Source organism: Acinetobacter sp. ANC_7635 (assembly GCF_056779945.1).
On record NZ_JBWYIS010000001.1, the window covers coordinates 633,962 to 659,580 of the forward strand.

The 25,619-nt window shown below is 37.9% G+C and carries 25 protein-coding genes; 10 read left to right on the forward strand and 15 right to left on the reverse strand.

The features are described from left to right. The first annotated feature begins 16 nt into the window (after positions 1-16). The 5 genes from AC1M89_RS03215 (at position 17) to AC1M89_RS03235 (ending at position 6,955) form a co-directional block, all read left to right on the forward strand. Positions 17-802 (forward strand): glutathione S-transferase N-terminal domain-containing protein, encoded by a 786-nt coding sequence (locus AC1M89_RS03215; RefSeq protein WP_481613896.1) that lies wholly within the window; start codon positions 17-19, stop codon positions 800-802. Between the two features lie 99 nt (positions 803-901). After that, on the forward strand, positions 902-1,252 hold the full coding sequence (locus tag AC1M89_RS03220) for a hypothetical protein (RefSeq protein ID WP_180027816.1): 351 nt from the start codon (positions 902-904) through the stop codon (positions 1,250-1,252). Between the two features lie 87 nt (positions 1,253-1,339). Next, positions 1,340-4,798 carry a transcription-repair coupling factor gene (gene mfd, locus AC1M89_RS03225; protein WP_481613937.1) on the forward strand — a complete coding sequence of 1,153 codons (3,459 nt, stop codon included), beginning with the start codon at positions 1,340-1,342 and terminating at the stop codon, positions 4,796-4,798. A gap of 224 nt (positions 4,799-5,022) precedes the next feature. Then, positions 5,023-5,460 (forward strand): HIT domain-containing protein, encoded by a 438-nt coding sequence (locus AC1M89_RS03230; protein ID WP_035263634.1) that lies wholly within the window; start codon positions 5,023-5,025, stop codon positions 5,458-5,460. 52 nt (positions 5,461-5,512) lie between these two features. Beyond that, positions 5,513-6,955 carry an adenylate/guanylate cyclase domain-containing protein gene (locus AC1M89_RS03235; RefSeq protein WP_035263632.1) on the forward strand — a complete coding sequence of 481 codons (1,443 nt, stop codon included), beginning with the start codon at positions 5,513-5,515 and terminating at the stop codon, positions 6,953-6,955. A gap of 65 nt (positions 6,956-7,020) precedes the next feature. Here AC1M89_RS03235 and fdx read toward each other — a convergent pair whose 3' ends face one another. From fdx to AC1M89_RS03275, 8 genes are all read right to left on the reverse strand, one after another. Next, positions 7,021-7,359, reverse strand: coding sequence for an ISC system 2Fe-2S type ferredoxin (fdx, locus tag AC1M89_RS03240; RefSeq protein ID WP_035263630.1), 339 nt, complete (start codon positions 7,357-7,359; stop codon positions 7,021-7,023). Between the two features lie 16 nt (positions 7,360-7,375). Continuing rightward, on the reverse strand, positions 7,376-9,235 hold the full coding sequence (gene hscA / locus AC1M89_RS03245; protein ID WP_481613897.1) for a Fe-S protein assembly chaperone HscA: 1,860 nt from the start codon (positions 9,233-9,235) through the stop codon (positions 7,376-7,378). Positions 9,236-9,272: 37 nt separating this feature from the next. Then, positions 9,273-9,788 carry a Fe-S protein assembly co-chaperone HscB gene (gene hscB / locus AC1M89_RS03250; protein WP_092766335.1) on the reverse strand — a complete coding sequence of 172 codons (516 nt, stop codon included), beginning with the start codon at positions 9,786-9,788 and terminating at the stop codon, positions 9,273-9,275. Positions 9,789-9,889: 101 nt separating this feature from the next. Beyond that, on the reverse strand, positions 9,890-10,210 hold the full coding sequence (iscA, locus tag AC1M89_RS03255) for an iron-sulfur cluster assembly protein IscA (protein ID WP_035263624.1): 321 nt from the start codon (positions 10,208-10,210) through the stop codon (positions 9,890-9,892). A 30-nt stretch (positions 10,211-10,240) separates the two neighbouring features. Further along, positions 10,241-10,627, reverse strand: a complete 387-nt coding sequence (gene iscU, locus AC1M89_RS03260; protein ID WP_035263622.1) for a Fe-S cluster assembly scaffold IscU — start codon at positions 10,625-10,627, stop codon at positions 10,241-10,243. A gap of 103 nt (positions 10,628-10,730) precedes the next feature. Continuing rightward, on the reverse strand, positions 10,731-11,948 hold the full coding sequence (locus AC1M89_RS03265) for an IscS subfamily cysteine desulfurase (protein ID WP_035263620.1): 1,218 nt from the start codon (positions 11,946-11,948) through the stop codon (positions 10,731-10,733). Position 11,949: 1 nt separating this feature from the next. Continuing rightward, the gene (locus AC1M89_RS03270) at positions 11,950-12,423 is read right to left on the reverse strand and encodes an Rrf2 family transcriptional regulator (protein WP_035263618.1); all 474 of its coding nucleotides are present in this window, start codon (positions 12,421-12,423) and stop codon (positions 11,950-11,952) included. A 139-nt stretch (positions 12,424-12,562) separates the two neighbouring features. Further along, entirely contained in the window at positions 12,563-13,213 is a 651-nt protein-coding gene (locus AC1M89_RS03275; protein WP_481613898.1) for a hypothetical protein, read from the reverse strand. A 233-nt stretch (positions 13,214-13,446) separates the two neighbouring features. Here AC1M89_RS03275 and AC1M89_RS03280 point away from each other — a divergent pair, with 233 nt between their 5' ends. From AC1M89_RS03280 to AC1M89_RS03290, 3 genes are all read left to right on the forward strand, one after another. Further along, a complete protein-coding gene (locus AC1M89_RS03280; RefSeq protein ID WP_092766445.1) occupies positions 13,447-13,875 on the forward strand; it encodes a phasin family protein in 429 nt (142 codons plus the stop codon). Between the two features lie 168 nt (positions 13,876-14,043). After that, the gene (locus AC1M89_RS03285) at positions 14,044-14,316 is read left to right on the forward strand and encodes an HU family DNA-binding protein (RefSeq protein WP_035263613.1); all 273 of its coding nucleotides are present in this window, start codon (positions 14,044-14,046) and stop codon (positions 14,314-14,316) included. Between the two features lie 128 nt (positions 14,317-14,444). Then, positions 14,445-16,310, forward strand: a complete 1,866-nt coding sequence (locus AC1M89_RS03290; protein WP_481613899.1) for a SurA N-terminal domain-containing protein — start codon at positions 14,445-14,447, stop codon at positions 16,308-16,310. A gap of 75 nt (positions 16,311-16,385) precedes the next feature. Here the strand turns inward: AC1M89_RS03290 and AC1M89_RS03295 are convergent, their stop codons facing one another. Further along, positions 16,386-17,318 (reverse strand): AraC family transcriptional regulator, encoded by a 933-nt coding sequence (locus AC1M89_RS03295; RefSeq protein ID WP_179998072.1) that lies wholly within the window; start codon positions 17,316-17,318, stop codon positions 16,386-16,388. A 188-nt stretch (positions 17,319-17,506) separates the two neighbouring features. Here AC1M89_RS03295 and AC1M89_RS03300 point away from each other — a divergent pair, with 188 nt between their 5' ends. Further along, positions 17,507-18,718, forward strand: a complete 1,212-nt coding sequence (locus AC1M89_RS03300) for an alkane 1-monooxygenase (RefSeq protein ID WP_035263607.1) — start codon at positions 17,507-17,509, stop codon at positions 18,716-18,718. 38 nt (positions 18,719-18,756) lie between these two features. On the opposite strand, the gene AC1M89_RS03305 is transcribed toward AC1M89_RS03300, so the two are convergent. From AC1M89_RS03305 to AC1M89_RS03330, 6 genes are all read right to left on the reverse strand, one after another. After that, a complete protein-coding gene (locus AC1M89_RS03305; RefSeq protein ID WP_180027823.1) occupies positions 18,757-19,242 on the reverse strand; it encodes a GNAT family N-acetyltransferase in 486 nt (161 codons plus the stop codon). Between the two features lie 73 nt (positions 19,243-19,315). Further along, complete coding sequence (locus AC1M89_RS03310; RefSeq protein WP_035263603.1) at positions 19,316-20,515, reverse strand: acyl-CoA dehydrogenase family protein; 1,200 nt, start codon at positions 20,513-20,515, stop codon at positions 19,316-19,318. A gap of 30 nt (positions 20,516-20,545) precedes the next feature. Continuing rightward, positions 20,546-21,841, reverse strand: coding sequence for an acyl-CoA dehydrogenase family protein (locus tag AC1M89_RS03315; protein WP_092766330.1), 1,296 nt, complete (start codon positions 21,839-21,841; stop codon positions 20,546-20,548). A 227-nt stretch (positions 21,842-22,068) separates the two neighbouring features. After that, positions 22,069-23,442 (reverse strand): ABC1 kinase family protein, encoded by a 1,374-nt coding sequence (locus tag AC1M89_RS03320; protein ID WP_481608536.1) that lies wholly within the window; start codon positions 23,440-23,442, stop codon positions 22,069-22,071. Positions 23,443-23,585: 143 nt separating this feature from the next. Beyond that, on the reverse strand, positions 23,586-23,891 hold the full coding sequence (locus AC1M89_RS03325) for a hypothetical protein (protein WP_481594617.1): 306 nt from the start codon (positions 23,889-23,891) through the stop codon (positions 23,586-23,588). 123 nt (positions 23,892-24,014) lie between these two features. Then, positions 24,015-24,224 carry a cold-shock protein gene (locus AC1M89_RS03330; protein WP_035263597.1) on the reverse strand — a complete coding sequence of 70 codons (210 nt, stop codon included), beginning with the start codon at positions 24,222-24,224 and terminating at the stop codon, positions 24,015-24,017. A gap of 371 nt (positions 24,225-24,595) precedes the next feature. Between AC1M89_RS03330 and prmB the strand changes: the two genes are divergently transcribed. Then, entirely contained in the window at positions 24,596-25,606 is a 1,011-nt protein-coding gene (prmB, locus tag AC1M89_RS03335; RefSeq protein WP_481608537.1) for a 50S ribosomal protein L3 N(5)-glutamine methyltransferase, read from the forward strand. Positions 25,607-25,619: the final 13 nt, after the last annotated feature.

A 25,619-nucleotide genomic window follows, 5' to 3' on the forward strand; every position in this document is an offset into this window, starting at 1 on the left:
AAACGAGGTAATCAGTATGGTGATTCATCAATTAAAAGTGGCTCAGGCGCTAGCTTCAGCTGTTGCAGAAGGTGGACGTGGGACTTCAGGTACACCGTTTCCTAAACAGCCAGAAAAAGCATTAAAGCTTTACGAATTTGAAGGATCACCATTCTGTCGTCGTGTAAGAGAGGTGTTGACTTTACTTAATCTTGACTACGAAGTGTATCCTTGTCCGAAAGGTGGAAGGGTCTATCGAGATCAAGTAAAAACACTTGGTGGTAAGATTCAATTTCCTTTTTTAATTGATGAAAATACTGGGGCTAAACTTTACGAGTCTCAGGATATTATTCACTATCTTTTTAAGCATTATGGTGAGACAGGTCAAACACCGAAGCAATTCTCACATTACCCCAAATTGCCTGTAGTTGCTCTAGCTGGAACACTGATTAATGGTGCTCGTGGGATTTTTATAAATAAAGCGATTAAGCAGAGACCACAACCCGAGCATTTAATTGAGCTGTGGGGGTTTGAAGCGAGTCCATACACCAGAATCGTGCGCGCTGAACTCACAGAACTTGAATTACCATTTAAGTTTCATAATGTCGCTAAAGAGCGTTGGCAGGATCAAGGACCAGCGATTTTACGATTGAAGCCTGGGAAATATATTCCTTTGGCTGGCGGTAAACGCGAGCAGGTTGTAAAGGTAATGAATCGCAAGGAGCAGGATATACAAGTCCCGTATTTAGTTGATCCTAACACAGGCGTAAAATTGTTCGAATCGAAGAAGATTGTAGAATATTTAAGAAAAAATTACGGTTAATTTTAGTTTGAGTGCTTTTTGGTCATGAATATAGGTGTATTCGTGACCAGATGCTAAGATAGACCATCATTTTGAGTTTTCAGCTTTTCTTCCCAAACTATGTTTAAAAAAATTTCTGATTTGTTTCAAAAAAAACCATCGGCTGAGCAAGTTTATTTACAGACTCATCAAATTCGTCATGATCCTGAATTAGGATATATTATCGATGACGTTGTTTTGAATGAACTAAATGAAAGATTGTCATATTTTTCGAACCGAAAGGTTACTCGTTTTGATGATTTGGAGAATTTATTTTATCGGGGAATGTTGATCAAAGAGAAAATAGATCTCGAGTTGAATACAGGTCGTTTTACAACGAGATTAGGTAATAATCAACAGAATCTAGAACAGTTAAAAAAATTCGTGATATTGCTCAATGATTATTATCGTGAATTCAAACGTGAGCGCTAATGTTTGCGATATCTAAAAATAACTCATTCTCGATTTTGAACATGATAAAATAGTGCAATGTCCTACCAGACTTTTAAAGCGATCTTCATGTTCCAAAAAGAAATTTCTCAACTTAATCTATCACAAATAAAATCTGGCGAAAAAAGATGGTTAGGGGCGCTTAAAGGCTCTGCCATCGCTTTGCTTTTAAAAGAAATAAGTCAAAACTCTGATCGACTCTTTGTTCTGGTAGCTAGAAATAATCAACATTTAGCTCAACTTGAGAGTGAACTTGAATTTTATGGTGTGAAGCCCACCATCTTTCCAGATTGGGAGATCTTACCTTACGATCGGTTGTCTCCGCATCAAGATATTGTCTCAGAAAGATTATCAGTGCTCTCTAATATGCCAACAAAAGGGATACTACTCATTTCAAGCACAACTTTGGCACAACGTGTTGCGCCGACGTCTTGGGTGTTAGGTGAGCATTTTGATATTAGCGTTGGGCAAAAATTTGATTTAGAAAAGCAGAAACAACGCCTGATTCAGGCTGGTTATCATTTGGTCGATACTGTATATGATCATGGAGAATTTGCTGTTCGGGGAAGTTTAGTTGATATTTTTGCTTCAGGGCAAGATGCTCCAATTCGAATAGATTTGTTTGATGATGAAATTGATTCTTTAAAATTTTTTGATCCAGAAACTCAAAGGACCACGACGAAACTTGAACATTTTAAGGTTTTACCAGCTAAAGAGTTTCCTTTAAAAGAAGGTAGAGCTCAATTTCGAGACCGTTATGCTGAAGAGTTTCCAACGGCGAACCCGAAAAAAAATCCAATTTATCAGGATGTAATGGAGGGGATATCTTCACCAGGATTGGACTATTACTTTCCACTGTTCTTTTCAAAAAAAGAAATGCTAGAACAAAGTAGTATTTCATCATACTTACCAAATCATTCCATTGTCATTACAGATCGAAATATTGAAAGTGAATTAACTCAATTTTGGAAAGATATTTATCAGCGTTATGAAGACCGACGTCATAATGTTGATCAACCTTTATTAGCTCCAGAACAAATCTTCTTTCAACAAAATCAAATTTTTGAACAACTCAATCAGTTTCCTCGTATTATCGCATCTGACGAAGTTTTTGAACCTAAAACGGGTGTAATTAATACCTCTGCTGAACAGCCACCTCGTTTAGCGGTAGAGCCTAAACATCAACAGCCATTTCATGCTGTAAAATCATTTATTGATGCTGCGCAACACCCTGTCTTACTCGTTGCTGAAAGTGCGGGACGTCGTGAATCGTTAAAGGACTCCTTGCGAGCAAGTATGGGTGAAATTCCTGTTGTAGAGCATTATCAGGAGTTTATTAATCAACAATATTCAGTAGCAGTAACGCATGCACCACTTGAACGTGGTTTGGAGATTAAAGGACAAATATCTGTCATTTCAGAAAATCAACTCTATGAGCATCGTGTTGTACAACGCCGTAGAAAACGCCAGCATGAAGTTTCTGAAGAGTTCTTAGTTAAAAGTTTAACTGAATTAAGTATAGGTGCTCCTGTAGTTCATATTGATCACGGTGTAGGTCGCTATGCGGGATTAGTGACTTTATGTATTGATGAGCAAGACCACGAATTTTTGCAACTTAATTATGCTGATGATGCCAAAGTCTATGTTCCTGTCACCAATTTGCATCTGATTAGTCGATACAGTGGAGGTGATCCTGATTTAGCACCACTGCATAAACTTGGTACTGATGCTTGGAATAAAGCTAAGCGCAAAGCACTAGAGCAAATACATGATGTTGCAGCCGAACTTCTTCATATTCAAGCAAGACGCCACTCAAAACCAGGTATTCAATTTGAATTAGATCACACTACTTATATGCAGTTTGTTAGTGGTTTTGCTTATGAAGAAACGCTTGATCAAGCGAATGCTATCGAAGCGACTTTATACGACATGCAACAAGCTAAACCAATGGATCGTTTAGTCTGTGGTGATGTTGGATTTGGTAAGACAGAAGTAGCGATGAGAGCTGCTTTTGTTGCTGTACAGAACAATAAGCAAGTTGCTGTTTTAGTTCCAACAACTTTACTTGCGCAACAGCATTATGAATCTTTCAAAGACCGATTTGCTGATTGGCCTATCCGTATTGAAGTGTTATCTCGATTTGGCTCAAATAAAACACACTTAAAAACGATCGAAGATTTGGCAGATGGTAAAGTCGATATCGTTATTGGAACACATAAAATTTTGCAGGAAAATGTCCAGTTTAAACAACTTGGATTGATGATTGTCGATGAAGAACATCGCTTTGGTGTGCGAGACAAAGAGCGTATTAAAGCGATGCGTGCCGATGTAGATATGCTGACGCTAACCGCTACGCCAATCCCGCGTACGTTAAATATGGCGTTTTCAGGTATGCGTGACCTCTCAATTATTGCTACACCACCTGCACGCCGTCTTGCTGTTAAGACCTTTGTCAATGAGCAGACCGATGCCACAATGAAAGAGGCGATTTTGCGTGAGCTATTACGTGGTGGTCAAGTTTATATCTTGCATAATGAAGTGGATACCATTGAACGAGCGGCTGAAAATATTCGGTTGTTAGTTCCTGAAGCTCGGGTTGCAGTTGCGCATGGTCAAATGCGTGAGCGTGAGTTAGAGCAGGTCATGCAGCAGTTTTATCATAAAGAATATAATGTATTGGTGTGTTCGACCATTATTGAAACGGGAATTGATGTACCAAATGCCAATACAATTATCATCGAGCGAGCAGACAAGCTAGGTTTAGCACAACTTCATCAACTGCGTGGTCGTGTGGGGCGCTCTCATCATCAAGCCTATGCGTATCTGATGGTTCCGTCTATTAAAGGCTTAAAAGGTGATGCTGAAAAACGACTTGATGCCATTCAGCGTGCTTCTACTTTAGGCGCTGGTTTTGTATTGGCGACAGAGGATTTAGAAATACGTGGAGCAGGCGAGCTTCTAGGTGAGCAGCAAAGTGGTTCAATGCATGCAATTGGATATAGTCTATATATGGAAATGCTTGAGAAAGCGACTAAAGCCATCCAAAATGGTAAGACTCCTAACTTTGATGCACCTTTGTCACTCACCGCAGAAATTAGTTTACATATGCCTGCATTAATTCCAGATGAATATTTAGGTGATGTGCATCAGCGTTTATTGTTATATAAGCGAATTAGTAATACGGATACACAAGAAAAACTCGATCATATCCGTATGGAGCTTATCGATCGTTTTGGTGTGCTACCTCAACAAGTGAAATATCTTTTTACTGTTCATCAGGTGCGTATAAAAGCAGAAAAATTAGGTATTACCAAGATTGATTTGAGTAAGCAGGGTGGCCAAATTGAATTTTCACCTGATACTCCTGTTCAAGCGATGAGTATTATCCAAATGATGCAAAAACATCCGACATTTTTTAGAATGGACGGTGGTCAACGTCTGAAAGTGATGGTTATGCTTGAGGAAAATGACAAAAGAATTCAGTTTATTAATGATCTTTTAGATGAGTTGATGAGAGGGCTCAACTGATCTAAGTTGGGCTTGAATCGAGACTTGTTCATTGCTCAAAATGCACTGGCTGACAGTCAACCTTATAGGTTGATTTTTTAGCGATGCATTGTAATGAATGAGTGAGATTCAAATCAATGAAATACATATTTTTTTGTATCGAAACACATGACTAATAATACTCAGTCTAAAACTGTTGTGTTAGTATTAGCTATCCATTTAATTTTTGCGTCATTTATAAATATATGTTTAGTTTGCATCCACAACTTGCTCAAGATACTTTTTTTGTTGGCGACTTTCCACTTTCAACTTGTCGTTTAATGAATGACATGCAATTTCCATGGTTGATTTTGGTACCGCGTGTTCCTGGTGTAACTGAATTATATGAATTAAGCCAAGCAGACCAAGAACAATTTTTAAGAGAATCTAGCTGGTTATCTAGTCAATTATCTCGAGTTTTCCGTGCGGATAAAATGAACGTTGCAGCACTAGGAAATATGGTTCCTCAACTTCATTTTCATCATGTTGTTCGTTATCAGAATGATTCTGCATGGCCTAAGCCTGTTTGGGGTGCTTCACCTGCAGTTCCTTACAGTAATGATGTTTTAGCGCATATGCGTCAAACGCTCATGCTCGCGCTACGTGGTCAAGGTGACATGCCTTTCGATTGGCGTATGGAGTAAATACGTCAATTTCAAGGAAGAATAAAAATAATGTGAATTGAGGTAATAGCAATTGCCATTTGAACGAATGCTGGATAAAGAGCCACAGCAATTTGAAGTACTCCTCAGGATGATGGGGTATGTGATGATCGCGATTCTTGTTGTGATCTATTATTTCACTTCACAAAACCAAAATTATCAGATTTTATACCCTCTATTTATTTTCTTGCTGATTCTATTGGCACCCCGAATTTCACACAGTATCCAATATCGTTATGGTAGTAAAACCAGACGTTTTGCGTTCTTTATTATTGATGTTGTTGTTGTAGCTACCGCCTTAGCAGCAGTGCATTTAAGTTTGTTGCCAACATTTGTTTTCCTGTTTGGATTGGTGTTTACTGCCGTTAATAATAAAATTTCGATGATGGTGAGTTCGATTGCAATTTTAGTTGCGATCATTGTTTTTTATATTTGTACAATTTTTATTTTTGGTTTTGAAGATTATTTCCAGCAAACTTCAATCGAATTGTCCGTAGTCTCGTGTATATGTGCGATTCTTTTTGTGAATTTTGCTAATTATTATCAGAATCGACGTGTAAAAAAATTAGATGTTCAACGTCAAACTTATTTTAAAGAAATGAATCGATATATTGAGTTATCGAATCAGTTAAGCCGCTATGCACCAATTCAATTGTGGCAATCAATCATGCGTGGTGAAACTGAAGCGAAACTTGAATATAAACGAAAAAAAATTACGATTTTTTTCTCTGACATTCAGGGATTTACTGAGCTTTCAGAGACTCTTATTCCAGATGACTTAGCTTTTGTTTTGAATGACTATCTGAGCCATATGACTGAAATTGCCAAGCAATATGGTGGAACAATTGACAAGTTTATGGGAGACGCGATTCTCATTTTCTTTGGAGATCCAGATTCGCAAGGGGTTGAGCAGGATGCCAAAAATTGCATCGATATGGCGATGGCAATGCGTCAACAAATGAAATTTTTGCGTGAACGCTGGGTGAAAATGGGATACTCAGCACTGCATATACGTATGGGCATTAGTACAGGTTATTGTCACGTTGGTAACTATGGCGCAGTTCATCGAATGGCATATACTATTGTAGGGCGGGATGCAAATTTAGCTGCAAGACTTCAAAATGCTGCAGAAATTGATGAAATTTTAATCTCGGATGAGACTTATAAGTTAGTTAAAAACTATTATCTTTGTGCACCTCAGGAACCTATAGAGCTGAAAGGGATTCATGGTTCAATTAAAAGTTGGCAGGTCATGGAAAAATATAGCACCAAGCAAACCCATCAACATTGGTTTGATTACGAGTACAAAGGGTTTCAACTGGTGCTGAATATGGAAGAAGTACAAAATTACGAATATGCTGAATTAATCGCAGTTTTAGAAAAAATGATTGAACGTATTAAACTTCAGCAGGATTTAACCAACTCTTCTGGTATTGTGAAGTTAAAACTATCTGATGAAGTAAAATATCTAAATTAGGATTTTATATCTATATAAATAAAAAGGTCACTTAAGTGACCTTTTTTATATGGTTTTACAAATGATTAATGATTTTCAGAAGCATGGTTAATCGTATACTTCGGAATTTCAACTTCTAAATCATCATTTTCAATTTTTACTTGGCAAGAAAGACGTGAATCTGGCTCTAGACCCCAAGCACGATCGAGTAAATCTGCTTCTACATCATTCATTTCTTCAAGACCATCAAAACCTTTACGAACAATGACATGGCAGGTCGTACAAGCTGCAGACATATCACAAGCATGTTCAATTTTGATACCATTTTTTAGAAGGCTTTCGCAAAGATTGGCATTTTGCTCAACTTCAAACTCAGCACCTTCAGGGCAAATTTGCGCATGTGGAAGAACTTTAATACGTGGCATAAATTTTTACCTATGTTTAGTTTGAGTTTGCCCAATCGTCAAGCTTAGTGCCTTTGAGAGCATGATCAATATGTTGATTCATTCGTTTTGCAGCAAATGCATCACTATGAACTTTTAACGCAGCAACAGCAGCTTCAATTGCTTCAATATCAGAAGTTTCAAGTTGTTGAGCCAAATGAGTTTGTGCAGAAGTTAAATCCTGAGCTTCCTGTTCAGTCAAGAGTTTAATATCAGCTTTAAGCGCTTGAGAAAGAGCTTCAAGTTCTCGTTGAGCTTCAACTTTAGTTTCATGTAAATGACGAAGGGCTTTATCTTCTGCTGCAAATTTAAAACCATCAACCAGTAGGCGCTCCATATCAGTATCAGATAAACCGTATGATGGTTTAATATCAATCTGAGCTGAGACGTTAGATGTTGTTTCACGAGCAGATACCGATAAGAGACCGTCAGCATCGACTTGATAAGTCACTTCAATGCGTGCTTGACCAGCAGTCATCGGTGGAATGCCGCGTAAAACAAAACGTCCGAGACTACGGCAATGTTCTACTAAATCGCGCTCACCTTGGACAACATGGATTAACATCGCAGTTTGACCATCTTGATACGTGGTGAACTCTTGACGACGAGCGACAGGAATTGCAGTATTGCGTGAAATTAATCGCTCTACTAATCCACCCATGGTTTCAATACCAAGTGATAACGGTGTTACATCAAGTAGTAAAGAACCATCGGTGCTATTACCAATTAATTGGTTGGCAGTAATTGCAGCACCAATTGCAACGACTTCATCTGGATTAATGGTACACAGAGGTTCTTGACTAAATACTTCTGCTACAGCTTTTTGTACCGCATAAGAGCGAGTAGAGCCACCAACTAAAACGACATTTTTAATATCGTCTAATTCCAATTTAGCATCACGTAATACTCGTTTGCACACTGAAATCGTTTTATCTAGAGCAACTTTAATGATGCTTTCAAACGTTGAACGATCCAAAGTTAATTCGTTTTCTAAAAGCTGAAGATTAACTTGATCTTGATCCGATAAAGCTTCTTTCGCTTTACGTGCTGCAACAAGGAAGTGTGCATACTCGTTATCATCTAAGGTCTCGATATTGAGTGATTTTTTAGCCCACTTGACGATAAGACGATCTAAATCATCGCCTCCAAGTGCAGTGTGTCCACCTGTAGAGAGTACCTCAAATACACCCTGTGAGAAACGTAGGATGGATACGTCGAAAGTACCACCACCTAAGTCGTAAATCACATAATTTTGATCTGTACTTAAATTTGTTGCTTGATCTAAACCATACGCTACAGCTGCTGCTGTAGGTTCGTTTAATAATCTCAGTACGTTTAAACCAGCGAGTTGTGCAGCGTCTCGTGTTGCTTGGCGTTGTGCCTCATCAAAATAGGCAGGTACTGTAATGACAGCACCATTTATGGGATTCTTTAAACTTGCTTCAGCGCGATCTTTTAGATTTTTTAGAATTTCAGCAGAAATTTCAACAGGTGTTTTACGACCTTGCGCTGTTTCAAAAGCAGGCATCTGATTGTCTTCACCCACCAATTGATATGGGTGTTGAAATTTAATATCAGCTTTTGAGCGTCCCATAAAACGTTTTACAGAAACAATAGTATTCTGCGGGTCACGAGTTATAAACGGTTTTGCGTCATTGCCGAGCACAGTAGAGTTTTCAGCATAATGTACGATAGAAGGAAGTAACACTTGACCTTGTTCATCATTTAGAACTTTAGGTTTGCCAGAAAGCACAGTTGCTACAAGAGAGTGGGTCGTACCTAAATCAATACCAATAGCAATGCGATGTTCATGTGGCGCACTTGATTGTCCAGGTTCAGCAATTTGCAAGAGTGCCATGTGTTAAATCCCTTGAAAATAAAACAAAAAAATAAAATTAGAATTCGTCATCTAAGTCAAAATCTTCATCATCGAGAATACGATCTTCAGCTTGATGTATATCATTCATCACTTTTTGGAAGAAACGTAATTTTCGAACAGTATCGCGAGACTCAGCCCAATCTTCAGCTTCATAGTCTATTTTGAATTCGCGAACTAAACCATCAATCCATTGTTGCACTTCAGTTTTTAAAGATGAAAGTTGTTCAGAACTTTGAGCTTCATCTAACTGTTCACGAATTTCTAATGCAGATTGTAAAAATTCGAAATCATTGATGGATTGATCTAAATGATAGTCTTGTTTTTTGAGTGTAAGTAAATATCCAGCACGGCTGTCAACTTGAGATAAAACTTTATAAGCTTGATTGATTTCGCTAGATTTGATCAAGGCTTGGTCTTTATTTTCAGCTTTATCTGGATGATATTGTTGCTGCAATTTTAGAAAGTTAGCTTTCAAAGTTGCTAAATCAATATCGAGTGCTACAGGGAGATTAAACAACTCAAAATGATTCATGGATTGGAAATTCCAAAATAGTGAAAAATAAAAGTGGGCGCTGAATAGAATTAAAACAGTGCAGGGCACTGTTTTAATCAGGTAAAAAGAGAATGATTATCTTAAACAGTGAAAGATTCACCACAACCACATTCACCTTTTTTGTTTGGGTTGTTGAATTCAAAACCTTCGTTTAGACCATTTTTAACATAGTCCATTTCCATACCTTCTAGATAAACAAGGCTCTTCGGATCAACGAAAACTTTAACCCCAAACTGTTCAAAGACTTGATCATGTTCGTCAACTTCATCAACGAATTCGAGAACATAAGCCAATCCAGAACAACCTGAAGTTTTCACACCAACGCGAATACCTTCACCCTTACCGCGATTCAATAAATAATTGCTGATATGAGTTGCAGCATTTTCAGTTAAATTGATCATGAAAACTCCATTCAATCATCAAGCGCTAAATTAAGCTTTCGCTTTTTTGCTACGGTAGTCTTCTACAGCAGCTTTAATTGCATCTTCTGCAAGTACAGAGCAGTGTACTTTTACAGGAGGAAGCGCAAGTTCATTTGCAATATCAATATTCTTGATTTGCTGTGCTTGGTCTAAAGTTTTACCTTTTAGCCATTCAGTTACAAGTGAACTTGAAGCAATTGCAGAACCACATCCGTAAGTTTTGAAGCGAGCTTCTTCGATTACACCATTCTCATCCACTTGGATTTGAAGACGCATAACGTCACCACAAGCTGGTGCACCGACCATACCTGTACCTACGTTTTCTGCGTTTTTATCTAAAACACCAACATTACGAGGATTTTCGTAATGATCAATCACTTTTTCGCTATAAGCCATGATGCGTCTCCAAACCTCAGGGTCGGCTGATAATATTTAATATGGGTGCATCTTATTAAATTTCAATATTTAAGCTTAATAAGATGCATGTGTTTGGTTTAAATTAGTGTTCTGTCCATTCAACTTTCGACAGATCAATCCCTTCTTTGTACATATCCCAAAGTGGAGAAAGGTCACGTAATTTTTCTACAGCAGCTTTAGTCACTTCTAGTACGTGATCAATGTCTTCTTCAGTCGTATATTTACCAAAACTGAAGCGAATTGAACTGTGTGCTAACTCATCAGATAAGCCTAATGCACGAAGAACATAAGAAGGTTCTAATGTTGCAGAAGTACAAGCTGAACCAGATGAAACAGCAGCATCTTTAAGTGACATCATTAAAGATTCACCCTCAACGAAGTTAAAACTTACGTTTAAGTAGTTTGCTACGTTTTGAGTCGGATGACCATTTAAGAAAACTTGTTCAAGATCTTGTAGACCATTCCAAAGTTTGTCACGTAGAGTGCGTAAGCGAGTTTGTTCAGCAACTAGGTTTTTACCTGCAAGTTCAAATGCTTCACCCATACCAACAATTTGGTGAGTTGCAAGCGTACCAGAACGCATACCGCGCTCATGACCACCACCATGCATTTGAGCTTTAAGACGCACACGTGGACTACGACGTACGTAAAGTGCACCGATACCTTTAGGGCCATAAATTTTGTGAGCAGAGAAACTCATTAAATCAATTTTCATGGTTGATAAATCGATTTCAACTTTACCAGCAGCTTGAGCGGCATCTACGTGGAAATATGTCTTATTCGCACGAGTTAATTCACCAATAGCGGCAACATCAGTCACAGTACCAATTTCATTATTGACCATCATTAATGAAACAAGAATTGTATCTGGACGTAAAGCGGCTTGAACCATTTCAGGAGTAATTAGACCTGTTTGAGCTTCTGGTTCAAGATAGGTAATTTCAAAGCCTTCTTGTTCTAATTCACGGCAAGTATCTAAAATTGCTTTATGTTCAATTTTACTCGTAATGATGTGTTTGCCTTTTGAAGCGTAGAACTGTGCAACACCTTTCAATGCAAGGTTGTCAGATTCTGTAGCGCCAGATGTCCAAACGATTTCGCGTGGATCTGCTTTTACAAGATTTGCAACTTGCTCACGAGCGTATTCAACTTTTTCTTCAGCTTGCCAACCATATGCGTGCGAACGTGATGCAGGGTTACCAAAAGTCCCATCGAATGTAAGGCATTCCATCATGCGCTCAGCAACTTGTGGGTCGACTGGAGTCGTTGCAGCATAATCAAGATAAATTGGACGTTTCATGTCAAATACCTGTAACCGATAAAAGGGCTGAATCTAATGGAGCTGTATTCTGGCGGATCGCAACAGTTTGAACGTTATCGCGAGCAACTAAATCAGCAAGAGAGATTTTAGCTAAGTAATCGGCAATGTGGAGGGAGAGTTCTTGCCATAAATCGTGAGTTAGACACATTGCGCCATTTTGGCAGTTACCTTTGTGGTCACAACGTGTTGCATCAACAGTTTCGTTTACAGCTTCAATAATTTCTAAGACCGTAATATCAGAAGCATTACGCGCTAAATGGTATCCACCATTAGCACCACGTACACTCGAAACCAAGCCATGACGCTTTAATTTAGCAAATAGTTGTTCTAAATAAGCCACAGAAATAGTTTGGCGAGTAGCAATTTCTGCCAAAGTAATGGTTTGTTCAGTCGGCTGCAAAGCTAGATCAAGTAATGCAGTCACTGCGTAGCGACCGCGAGTGGTTAAGCGCATGATTCGATACACGTGTAAAAGGCTAGATGATGAAATTTTATGAATTCCGACTAATTTAGTCAAGTATTTTTTCTAAAAACCAACTAAATTAATCGGAATTAAATATGGCGAGGATTCAAACAGATAAAACTTTATTATTTTAATAAATATTCAATAAATTATACACGATTAAAGCCACGAATAGAACCGAAACTATCCCGAATGCAATGTTGATACGTTTTTGGTTGGATTGCATGCGACGAATACGATTTTTATATTGTTTTACCTCTACTTGAAGTGTATTGATTTTAGATCTTTGTAAGTCAATTTTTTCAAGTAATGGTGCAATGCGTTTTCTCGAAGCCTTTGTATCTTGGTCTTCAGAAGCTGTTGTTAACCAATTTTTCCAATCTGAAAGTAATTTCGGTGTTGAGAGATACAATGCTAAATCTCTGAATTCGTCTTTAAGGGTTTGATCACCTTCAATACGCATTTTTTTCAAACTTCTGCGGTTTGCGAACCCGAAAATTTGAATGATATCGACTAAAGTACTACTTACCTTGAGGTCAGGTTCTTTTTCTGGCGCTTGAAGGTCAAATAATATGCCTTTATCCGTAAATTGGATATAAAAGTCAAAATAGGGGATATAGCTATTCATTTTAATTGTAATTTGTTGTTCTACAAATTTTTTTGCTTGAAGGCGAACAACACGGTCATGTTTTAAGACGAAAGAATAGAATGTCTCTAAAACTAACATAACAATGTTAAGCAACAAACGGGTATGACCTTGTTGTTGTTGCGATTCACTCATAAATAAATCCTATTCAAATTTAATAAATCTAAAAAGTTCTATTAACACAAACTTAAATTAAGTCTAAGATTACATCATTTATCATTGCTTTGTAGAACAGTTTTGAACAAGGTTCAATAGCGATATTTGATATTATCAATGTATTTTATGCACGAATAGTCAGTTTAGAGGCTAAAATATACAGGAGTGTAACGGTGGATCAAGATGTAAATAACAATAAAGAACAGGAATTAATGGACAACTCACAACCTGCAAACTCACGTAAAACAAAGCATCAACGCAAGTCCACACTTGATTTTCGTAAATATACTAAACAAATTTGGCTTGCTGGTTTAGGTGCTTTTTCTCGCGCAGAGGAAGAAGGTAATAAAATGTTTGACTCTTTAGTCAAAGTTGGTGAAGAGCTTGAATCTAAAACGGTTGAATTTACTGATCAAACAGTAAACAAAGTTGCGGAAAAAACTAAAGAGTCTGTTACGGATAAAAAAGATAAGGTGGAAAAACTTTTAGATCACGGGGTGAGTACTTCGCTTAATCGTATTGGGCTCGTCTCAACTAAAGATGTACAACATCTTGAGAATATGATTTTAGATATTCACCAGAAATTAGATGTGCTCATTGCTGAAAATCAAGCTTTACGAGCTAAACTCGAAAAAAAATGATGGATTTAGAGATAAAACTGTAATTTTGGTATTTTTTGTCGCTTATTTTGATCAAAACAGGTCGAGCAGTATTGCGTTTCCCCCCAAAGCATTGCTATAAAGTCGTCATGGCCTTTTAAAATACAAGCCTTGGATTTTAAACAAACGATATAAGAGGACGTAATCTTCATGAATAAATCAGAATTGATTGATGCAATTGCAGAGAAAGGGGGATTGTCTAAGACTGATGCTGGTAAGGCATTGGACGCGACTATTGCTTCTATTGGCGAAGCGCTGAAAAAAGGTGACTCTGTTACTTTAGTAGGATTTGGTACTTTCAGCGTTAAAGATCGTGCTGCACGCACTGGTCGTAACCCGAAAACTGGCGAAGAATTACAAATTAAAGCAAGCAAAGTTCCTAGCTTTAAAGCTGGTAAAGGTTTAAAAGATTCTGTAGCTTAATTCTTATTAAGTCCAAAACGCGCCGACTTGGCGCGTTTTTTATTAAAAAGAAAATTTATGGCTTCATCTGATATATTCGGTTTGGATTATCAGTTAGAATCGCTTTGAAATAAAATATTGGAATACCTATGGAATCGTTTCGTAAACTCATTAAAGGGTGGCTCGGCAAAGTCCTTCTAGTATTATTTTTGACACCATTGGCATTGGTCGGTATTGAAGGCTATTTCGGTGGTGGAAACAAAGATGGGATTGCTAAAACCGTTAATGATTTAGAAATTTCTAATAAAGAGCTAGAAGTTCAAACGAAGAATTATAAAGATCAATTCTTACAAATGGTTCAAGGTGATGAATCACTTCTGAATCAATCGTATATTGAACAAATGGCTCTAGATAGTTTAATTGATCGTGCTTTATTGGTTCAGCAGGCTGAAAAGTTAGGCATCAGTTTAAGTGATGCTCAGATTGAACAAATGATTGCTCAACAGCCAAGTCTGCAGGTTGATGGTAAATTTTCACAACAAGCTTATGAAAACTATCTTCGATCAATTAATATGACGAGCCAGGGTCTAATCCAAAATTTAAGACAAGATCATGCGCTTCAAATGTTAGTTTCAAGCATTCGTGATAATTCTTTGGTAAGCCAAAGTGATATTCAGCAAATCGCAAATCTTCAAGGTGAGCAACGTACGTTATTTATGTCATCTGTAAAATTGGATGATTACAAAACGTCTTTAAAAATAACTGATGCTGAAGTCGCTGCTTATTATGAAAAACATAAAGTGCTGTTTAAGCAACCTGCCTCAGTTGATCTTGATTATGTATTGGTAACGCCTGCTATGGTAGCAAATGCCACAACAACTGTTACAGATGCAGAATTAAAACAAGCTTATGATCAATATGTAACTCAACAAAATAAAAATGCTAAAGTTGAAGTCCAACATATTTTGATTACAACAGATAATCGTACTGCGCTTGAGGCTGAAAAAATAGCCAATGATGTCTATGCAAAAATTCAATCAGGATTATCTTTTGCAGAGGCTGCTCAACAGTATTCTGAGGATTCTAGTTCCAAAGATAATGCGGGTCGAGTTGATGGTTATGAAGCCGGTGTATTCGGTGATGCTTTTGATAATGCAGTTCAAGCTTCAAAAGGTACGATTTCTAAGCCAGTAAAAACCGATTTTGGTGTACATATTATTCAAACTAAAGCTGCTCAAGTGAATGTTGCTAGTTTTGAGTCTGAAAAAGCACGTATTGAAGCTGATTTATTAAAATCTAAAAATGCCAATGCTTATTCTGATCTAGTAAATGGTTTGAATGAGCTCGTTGTAAGTAGCGATGCTTTAGATGTAGTCCCTCAGGAATTAAAATCGGCTAAATTGGTTACTGCGAATAATGTAACTCTTGCCACTCAAAATACAGTCCTAGCGGATCCTGCTGTAAAAGCTAAGATCTTTAGTCAAGATGTAAAAAATGGTGATCGTAATGCGACCAGCAATATACAATTGGCGAATGGTGATACAGTTTGGTTGAAAGTTCGTGAATACCGTGAAGCTGGTGTTCAACCTTTATCAGTAGCCAAAGCAAAGGTTAAAGAAAAGCTGTTGAATCAAAAGGCATATGAAGCTGCTCAAGCAAAAGTTGCTGCAATGTTAAAGGATTTTAAAACACTACCTTCACAGCAGGTTTTAACTAAGCATCAGCAATCTTTCGTAAATGCTGGTGTTTTTACTCGTTCTCAAGGTCTTAAACGAGAAATTGAACGTGCTGCATTTAGTGTGCCTGCACCTAAAGCAGGAATGTGGTCTGTGACTACAGCTCAATTACCAAATGAAATGGTAATTATCGGTGTGGCTGAGGTAAAAAAACCATCTATGGATTCGATTTCGGCTGAAGAAAAACAGCAACTTGCACAGCTTTATCAAAACTATCGTGGTACACAATTACTTAAAGATTACACTGAGTATTTAAAGTCAGTTGCAAAACTTAAGTAACTCACCAGTAATTCTATCTTCATAAAAAAAGCACTTCGGTGCTTTTTTTATTTTGCTATGATTTATTCAATTCGATTAATTCAAATAAGTATTCCGATACTGGCTTGGACTGCATAGATAATGTTTTTTGAAGGCTTGACTAAATGCAGTCTCTGATGAATAACCAACTTTGTGTGCGATTTGTTGGATTGAAAGCTGGCTCAAGCGTAAAAGTTGACTGGCTAATCTTAAACGGTGTTTCTGTAAGTATGCTAATGGTGTTTCATTCACCATATTTTGAAATAAATGAGCGAATTTTGAACGCGACATAAAGCAAGTTTCTGCCAATGATTCTACAGTCCAGTTTCGTTCTGGTTGGCTGTGAATCGCTGAAAATGCAGGGCTCAATTCTGGGTGAGTAAGTGCATTTAACCAGTTATTCTGATCTGTAAGCGTGGAAATGTAATCTCTCACGCATTCGATTAACATAATACTCACCACGTGATCCATAATCTTATGGCGACCAGGTCGGTTCATCTTGGTTTCATCAGCCACGAAATAAAGCCCGATCCTTAACCACTCCGGCTCTCTAGCATTCAGTGCATTGTTTAAATGGATATAAGTGGGTAAGGCTTGAATCAATGGTCCACCCATAATACTGTCCATGTTAGATCGTATACTGAAGATGAGAGATTTCTCAGATTTATCATCTTCGTCACCGAGGATAATTTCATCATCTCTTAAACCTTTAAATAAATGTTCTATTTGAGTAATGTTGACTAATCTTTGTTCTTGATGGCTATAGGCTTGATGTGACATTCCAGAAGGAATAATTGCCATATCTCCAGCTTTTAAGTGTAGCTGTTCGCCATTTTGAAATTTAAAAAAGGCTTCACCGTATAATAAAATATAGGTAATCATGGCTGTTTGATGACTTAACTCAAAAGCCCATTTACCTTGTGCTTGAAGGTAGAGATATTCCGTATTTTTGAGGTGAATATCTTCAAAAACTTGACTGAGGGCATCCATGTTTTTCGTATATTCCCTATACGCTTACAATTGCTGAATCTTAACATGTGTAAAGATTTCTATAATGTATTTTAGCTTCAAAATCGTTGTGGAAATACGACTCAATAGCTTTTTTGGACGATTACGACTGTATTTGAAATTTGAAATGAACAAAGATAAAAATAAGAAATAGAAAAGGAAAATGGCAAGTGAATGCAAAGGTAAAAGTTGAAGAGTTATTGAGTCAGAACCCGATAGCGCAAGGCTTACAACTGGATAAGAAGCGTTACTTATGGTTGCTTAGTCCAGCACTACCTGTATTAGGGATGGGCTTTTTGGCTGGATATCAATACGGACCTAAAGCAACTAAAAAATTGTTTGCATTAGGTGGACCTTTATTATTACACGTAATTATTCCCACCATTGATGCTTTGGTCGGTACTGATGAGAATAATCCGAGTGATGAGCAGATCAAAAAATTAGTCAGTGATCCTTACTATGATCGTATAGTAAAAATGTTTGTGCCTTTACAATATGCAGCCAATTTTTTTGCTGGATATGTGGTCTCTCGTAAAGAAACCCCATTGTTGGATCAGTTGTTGATTGGTTGTACTATGGGGTTGATCAATGGTATTGGTGTGAATACTGCCCATGAACTATGCCATCGACCGAAGCGTGCAGATCATTATTGGTCACACGTGACACTAGCACCACTTGGATACAATCATTTCCGTATTGAGCACCCATATGGGCATCATAAGCGCGCAGCTACTCCAGAAGATCCAGCGACCTCTAAGATGGGTGAGACCTTTTATGAGTTTCTTCCAAGAACCATTAGCGGTGGCTTGAAGTCAGCAATACAGATTGAAAAACATCGATTAAATCGTAAGGGTGAGTCGTTCTTTTCACTGAAAAATGAGCTATTTCACGGCGCAGCCATTAGTGCAACTTTTCACGCAACGATGCTAAAACTGTATGGTAAGAAAATTTTACCATTCTTAGCTATTCAGTCACTTTATGGTGTGACTTTATTCGAAATGGTCAACTATCTTGAGCACTATGGCTTATTGCGAGAAAAGAAGGAGGATGGAAGTTACTCGCGCACTATGCCTGAACATAGTTGGAATAATAATAACATCACAACCAATCTATTCTTATACCAGTTGCAGCGCCATTCGGATCATCATGCTTATCCGACACGACCATTCCAAGCATTGAGAAACTTTGAAGAAGCGCCAGTGTTGCCAAGTGGATATGCGACGATGTTGATCCCAGTTTTAATACCTAAGTTATGGTTTAAAATTATGGATAAGCGCGTATTTGACCATTATGGTGGCGATTTAAATAAAGCCAATATTCATCCAAAACGACGAGCAAAAATTTTTAAAAAATTTGGTGTTATTGATAAATTATTGGGCTAACACTCAAAAATAAAAAAACCGACCATGGGTCGGTTTTTTTATAATACTTTTAACATGCGTATTTCGCATGCATCACTATGTCCAGTATTTCCTAATGGGTGTTGTAGATGTTGAAAACCTAATTTTTCATATAATTTTACAGCCTGCCAGAGAGATGCTGTGGTTTCGAGATAAATTTGCGTGTAACCCTGATCTCGTGCAAATTGGATACATTTTTCTAGAATTTGTTTTGCAAAACCCAAACCTCGTATTGAGGGCATAAAATACATTTTTTGTATCTCTAGGGTGTTTTCGTGGCCCAGCAAAGGTGCAATGCCCCCACCACCAAAGACCTCGTGTTGGTCATTGCTAATAACCCAATATATGGAGTGAGGTTTTGTATAAACGTCATAGAGTTGATCTAGAATTGGATCTGCTACTGCGAAGCCTGATTCAGCAGCGAGAGCAAACTCCACAGAGACTTCACGAATGATTTTTGCAATATGGGGATTATCTTGGGGTTGAATAGTTCGAATAAAGTACATAATCGATGAAACTTAGTAAATCTTCACAGAGTATATCTAAGTTTCATCGGAGTTGAGTTTAATTCAACGTGATTTATTTCAATTCGCTTGATGATTTTCCAAGTTCACGGCGCGCAACAATAAGCTGTTGAATTTGTTGTGTACCCTCGAAGATATCTAGTATTTTGGAATCACGCGCCCATTTTTCCAACAACTCATCTTCGGTATAGCCTACACTTGCAGCAAGTTCGACACACTTCAATGTAATTTCATTACAAATTCGTCCAGCTTTCGCTTTTGCAATTGAAGCTTCACGCGAGTTAGGCTTTTTATTGTCAGCCATCCATGCAGCTTTTAGGGTTAATAAACGAGCAGCTTCCCATTCTGCTTCCATACGATAAATCTGAGCTGCAATATTTGAGGATTGAAGGTAGGGGGTGGCATATTCAGCATCTAGTTGGTCTTTAAAAATTTCCTTGATACGCTCTAAAGACGCTTTAGAGCACCCAACTGCCATTGCGGCCACAAGAGGGCGTGTATTATCAAAAGTTTCCATGACGCCAGCGAAACCTTTTGCAACATCGATTTCAGCATTGCCTAATAAATTTGCAGCAGGGACACGACAATCGATAAAGCGAATGACAGCAGTATCTGAAGCTTTAATTCCGAGTTTATGTTCAAGACGTTCAACGGTCATGCCAGGCGTGCCTTTAGGAACAACAAATGATTTGATTGCTGCACGCCCAAGTTTTTTATCGAGTGTTGCCCAAACCACGACTGAATCAGCTCGTTCACCAGAAGTGACGAAAATTTTCTCGCCATTTAAAATATAATCATCACCATCTTTAGTCGCTGTGGTGCGTATTGCTGCAGAATCAGATCCACAGCCTGGCTCGGTAATTGCCATCGCAGCCCAAGTTCCTTTGAAGCGTTCAAGTTGCTCTTCATTGGCTACAGCAGCAATTGCAGAGTTACCTAATCCTTGGCGAGGCATGGTAAGTAATAAACCAGTATCGCCATAACACATCTCAATTACACCCAAAGCAGTAGACATGTTCACGCCATTTTTGTTGCCTTGAGTCGTATCTCCACGTTTATTGACGGCAGCGCCAGCATTCATACCATCGCCACCTTCATTCATACCATCCAATAGGGATGCTAACATGTCGAGTTCTTTGGGATAAGCATGTTCAGCTTTATCATATTTGCGTGAAATAGGGCGAAGCACGTTTAACGCTGTCTGATGAGCTTGATCAACAAGCATTTTAAATTTTTTCGGATTTTCTAAATTCATCATCTTTGTCCTTAAATTTTTATTATTTGATTAAGCATGTAAACCAGAATGCATAATGGCAGTAGCACGCAAATCCCGATACCAACGTTCAACTGGATGTTCTTTGGTAAAGCCATGTCCACCTAAGAGTTGTACGCCATCAGTGCCAATTTTCATTGATTTTTCTGCACACAAAATTCGTGCTAAGTATGCTTCACGATGGAAACTTAAACCTGATTCTGCGCGGCTTGCAGCATTCAAAACCAACATTTTCATAGCATCAATTTCAATAGCCATATCCGCGATCATAAATGCAACACTTTGACGGTGGGATATTGGTTCACCAAATGCAGTGCGTTCATTGGCATACTGAATGCAATATTGTTTAACCGCTTGGCATGTACCCACTGCCATTGCACACCACATTAAATTGCCCAGATCAATGAACGCTGAATAATCAAAATCTTGCTCATTTAGTTTAAATGCTGGTGTGTTGTTAAATTTTAGGCTTACAGATTGGGTTGCTTTCAGCCCCATTGCTGGATTTGCTTTATATGAAATCGTTTCATTTCGCTCAACAATGAAAACCTGAGCTGTTCCATCTAAATCTGCGGAAACCAATAAAAGATCTGCCTGCTCACCTAGAATAACGATAGTTTTTTCACCATTAATGACAAAATGATCGCCTTGGCGTGTCGCTTTTGTTTTTAATTGGAAAGGGTTGAAAGCAGGTGTATTTTCCTGAACAGCAAAAGTTGCAAATAGATCATCTTGTTCGCTAAATGCCGACAAATACTTATTTTGAATCTCTGCTGAACCCCACTGTGTAATTGCATTAATGACTGAGAACGTGGAGAGTAATGTAGCTGTTAATGAGAAGTCACCTTGTGCAAGTTGCTCTGCGATCAGCACATTTGTAACCACATTCTTTTCTGAAGCAACGCCGCCGTATTGTTCAGGCAATGCATAATAATTGACACCTAAATCTTTAAATTGAGCCCATAAGTTTTCTGGAAAAGTAGCTTGGTGGTCGGCTGTATGTGCTAGGGGGTAGAGAACTTCATGAGCAAATTGTTGCATCGCATCAACAGTCATCTGTTGTTCTTCAGAAAGGCTGAGATCAAATAACCCTTTTTGCTGATTGGATAGACGTTGAGTCGGAGTATTGGATTTTTGTTTAAAAATTTTCTGTGTAGAGCCCAAGGTTTTAAATCCAGCCTTAGAACCTTGATAAAGTGAGCGTTCGATAATTTTTCTTAGTTTTAATTGATCGATTAAATCACTGCCTGCGAGCTTAGTGATCAAGGCTAAGCCTAAACCTTGCGCTTTGTTTGCGATATCATTCATTGTTGTAAATTCCCTGATGGTTTTTTTATACAACAAGATCGTGACATGTGTTTAGTGAAATGACTATGTCGAAAATGACTAGCTTAAAAGACTTTTTTGACCAAACAGATAAATGGTAATTGAATAGGTATTCTAATGAAATTTAAGATATATTCTTTTTAGTAATTCAATTTTTTATTTAATAAATTGACCATAGTGACACGATAGATCACTATGGTCTTTGTTCCTTAAACATATGATTGGATCATTTTGCGCACATTTGTTTTTGCTTCGATCACAGTCATGAATGTATATGCACCTATGAACTTACGACTGATGAACATAAATTCTTTCGGTGGAACTGAAAAATAGCGCGATGCCATCGACTTGGATGCTCGTTGCATCACACGGCTATGCAGTTGGCTTTGTTTCCAATCATAGCGCTGCTGTTCATCCATAATGCCTGTTGGTAGGTCTGGATTATTGCTATAAGTACTAAAAGCTTCAGTAGCTAGAAGGAACACTTTTGCCATGTCAGGTTTAATGCTTAATGGCATTGCATCGAAAAACTCATAACCTGTCATAGCATTGACCATGGCTTGAGCATCATGATGATAGCCCGCGGTAATTAAATTACGAGCTACCTTGAGGAGTTGATCATCAAATTGACGGATCGCACCGAAGTCTAAAAGAATGATTTTATCTTCAATTTGCGCGCCGTCACCTAAGCGTACTAGGTAGTTACCAAAGTTAGGATCAGTCTGCATCTCGCCCCATTCAAACACTTCACGAACGGCAATTTCAAGCGATGCTTCACCTAATTTGTTGCGACGTTCCTGAGGGAGTGAAAGCATGACTGGGCTATTAATCGGAACACCACGCTCAAAAGTCATACAAAGCACTTGATCTGTACAATATTGATCAATAATTTGTGGAACAACATAACGCGGATCATCTTTTAAACGCGCTCTAAAACGACGTGTTGTTTCAGCTTCAATTATGTAATTTACTTCACGGTGCATCATTTCGCGAACCTCATCAAACCATTGATCAAATTCACGAGTTTGAGGAACCATGCGTGTAAGTTTGAGCATGTTCTTAAACAAGCTCATATCTGAGTCAATTGCGCTTGCTACACCGGGATATTGAACTTTGAGCACCAATTCAAGACCATCAGACTTACGTGTTGCACGGTGAACCTGTGCTAATGATGCGGTGCCTAAAGGCTCATGATCAATAGTGAGATCATCGAGTTTAGAGCCAAGTTGGTTGCGCAGTTGCTCATGGATCGCAGGCCACGCGAGGGCAACGGTCTGATTATTTAAAGTGTTTAAAGCTTGCGTGATCTCTTCAGGTAGAAAATGCTCACCATATAACGCCATCATTTGACCAATTTTGACGATAGAGCCTTTTAATTTACCGATTTCAGCAACGAGATAGTCAGCTTGTTCTTTCATCGCTTGTTTACGTTTTTTTTCTTTTTCTTCTTCGCTTGAAAAAATAGAACTCGCACTTGAAGCAGCCCAGCGTGTGCCAGCCAGTAGAGAAGCTTTCGCAATCGAAAGACGGCGATCCATTGAAGAAGTTTTTAATTGTTTAAGCTTTTCATTCTGATCTGACATGAAGTTTAGGTCCTTTAAGCGAATCGCGCAGAGAAATCATTGTATTGAATATTACATGTTATGAACGTATTAAAATAGTTCAAGTATTTCAATATCAGGTGTATAAATGGTCAATTTATTCAAACTTAAATAGCCTAAGCTTTTTAAAGTCGATATTTAACTGGGAGTTGAGCTCGAGTAGACAGAGACACGCGATACTCAGAGATGAATAACTTCATTAAGTTGACAACAGTTTCATGAATAAATCCAAGGGCATATGCTTTGATAATAATGACGCTAGGTAAGCTGAAGAAAAAATATTTAACATCATCCAAACTTGGATTTTCAAAAATTTGATGATCCATCAAAAATTGCTTAAGAAATTGTTTTTCTGTTGTGACACGAGGGGAAGAATCATCACTCCAGTAATTTTGACGCATTGCCATTAAATTATTGTGTTTATAACTCATACTTTAACTTTTGAAATTCACTTTAACTTTTATTAGTTTGAGTCTAAATTTTCTTTTTCAAGTCTGGTGAGCTTTTCGAGAGACAAAAAAAGCGGGCAAAGCCCGCTTCTTTTTAACAGTTAATTAAACTGCTACGATGTCAACAGCGTTAGGACCTTTAGGACCTTGAGTTACGCTGAATTCAACTTGTTGGCCTTCAGCCAAAGTTTTAAAGCCTGAACCTTTGATTTCGCTAAAGTGAGCAAAAACGTCAGGACCGTTTTCTTGTTGGATGAAACCGAAACCTTTAGTTTCGTTGAACCATTTAACTGTACCTTTAACAGTATTAGACATAATAGGAATCCTAATAAAACTTTAATGTTATGAGTTTGAACTCAATGATGTAACTTGGAAAAAAAATGAAACTTAAAATCTGAAACCAAACGTAGGATTATGACTAACACTGCGAAATAAAAGATTTAATGAAACAACATAAATTTTCTAGTTGGCTTCGAGTATACACGATTATTTTCAATATCGTTAGTTTTAATCAACTTTCTCGCTATTTTAAAACCTGAATGAGTAGACCTTATTCAATGGATAATTCTAACTATTCAAATTTTCAATACAAATTTGCCGAATAACACCGATAGAACTTTTTATTAATAGGATAAAACAAGGTATCATAGAGCGTTTTTAAAAAATTGACCTTGGAGACGCCTTAAGTGGATCGACCGACTATTAGCCCTGAACATCTACAGGAAGCCGCTGAAAACTTAACAACTATTCGAGATTTTATTCGTTTTGGAGTTACAGCATTACGTCAATACGATGCACACTTAGGTCAAGGTACTGAAGATTATTTTGCTGAAAGTTCTGCTTTAGTTTTACAAACTTTGTCACTAGACTGGAATGCCGATGCTGAGATTTTAGACTCAAAATTGCTGCCAAGCGAAGTTGCGGAATTCTTGAGTTTACTCGAACGTCGTATCAATGACCGTGTTCCTACTTCATATTTATTAAATCTTGCTTATTTCTTTGGTAAACCATTTTATGTAGATGAGCGTGTACTGATTCCACGCTCACCAATCGTTGAGCTAATTGAAAATCGTTTTGCACCTTATTGTTTGACTGAAAATGGTGAAATGGGAGAAGCGGTCAATAATTTGCCAGTGAATCCAAATCCTAAAACTCCACAGCGTATTTTGGATATGTGTACTGGCTCTGGTTGTATCGCAATTGCTTTGGCATATGCATTCCCTGATTCTGAAGTCGATGCTACTGATATTTCAAAAGAAGCCCTTGAGGTTGCTCAAATCAACTGTGAGCATCACAATAAACAGTATCAAGTCGCTTTATTGGAATCTGATCTTTTTGCTAAAATACCTGCTGAAAATCAATACGATTTAATTATTTCTAATCCGCCGTATGTCGATGCTGAAGATATGGCAGATTTACCAGATGAGTTTCATCACGAGCCAGAATTGGCATTGGCAGCGGGTCAAGATGGTTTGGATCTTGTGCGTAAAATGCTGGCTCAAGCCGCAGACTATTTAACTGAAGATGGTTTAATCGTCATTGAAGTGGGCAACTCAGAATGGGCGATGAAGCAAAACTTTAATACTGTTGATTTCTACTGGTTGCAATTCCAACGTGGTGGATCAGGTATTTTTGCACTGACTGCAGCACAATGCCGTCAATATCGTGATTTATTCATTCAATCTATTCAAGTTTAAAGGAGTTGTTGAA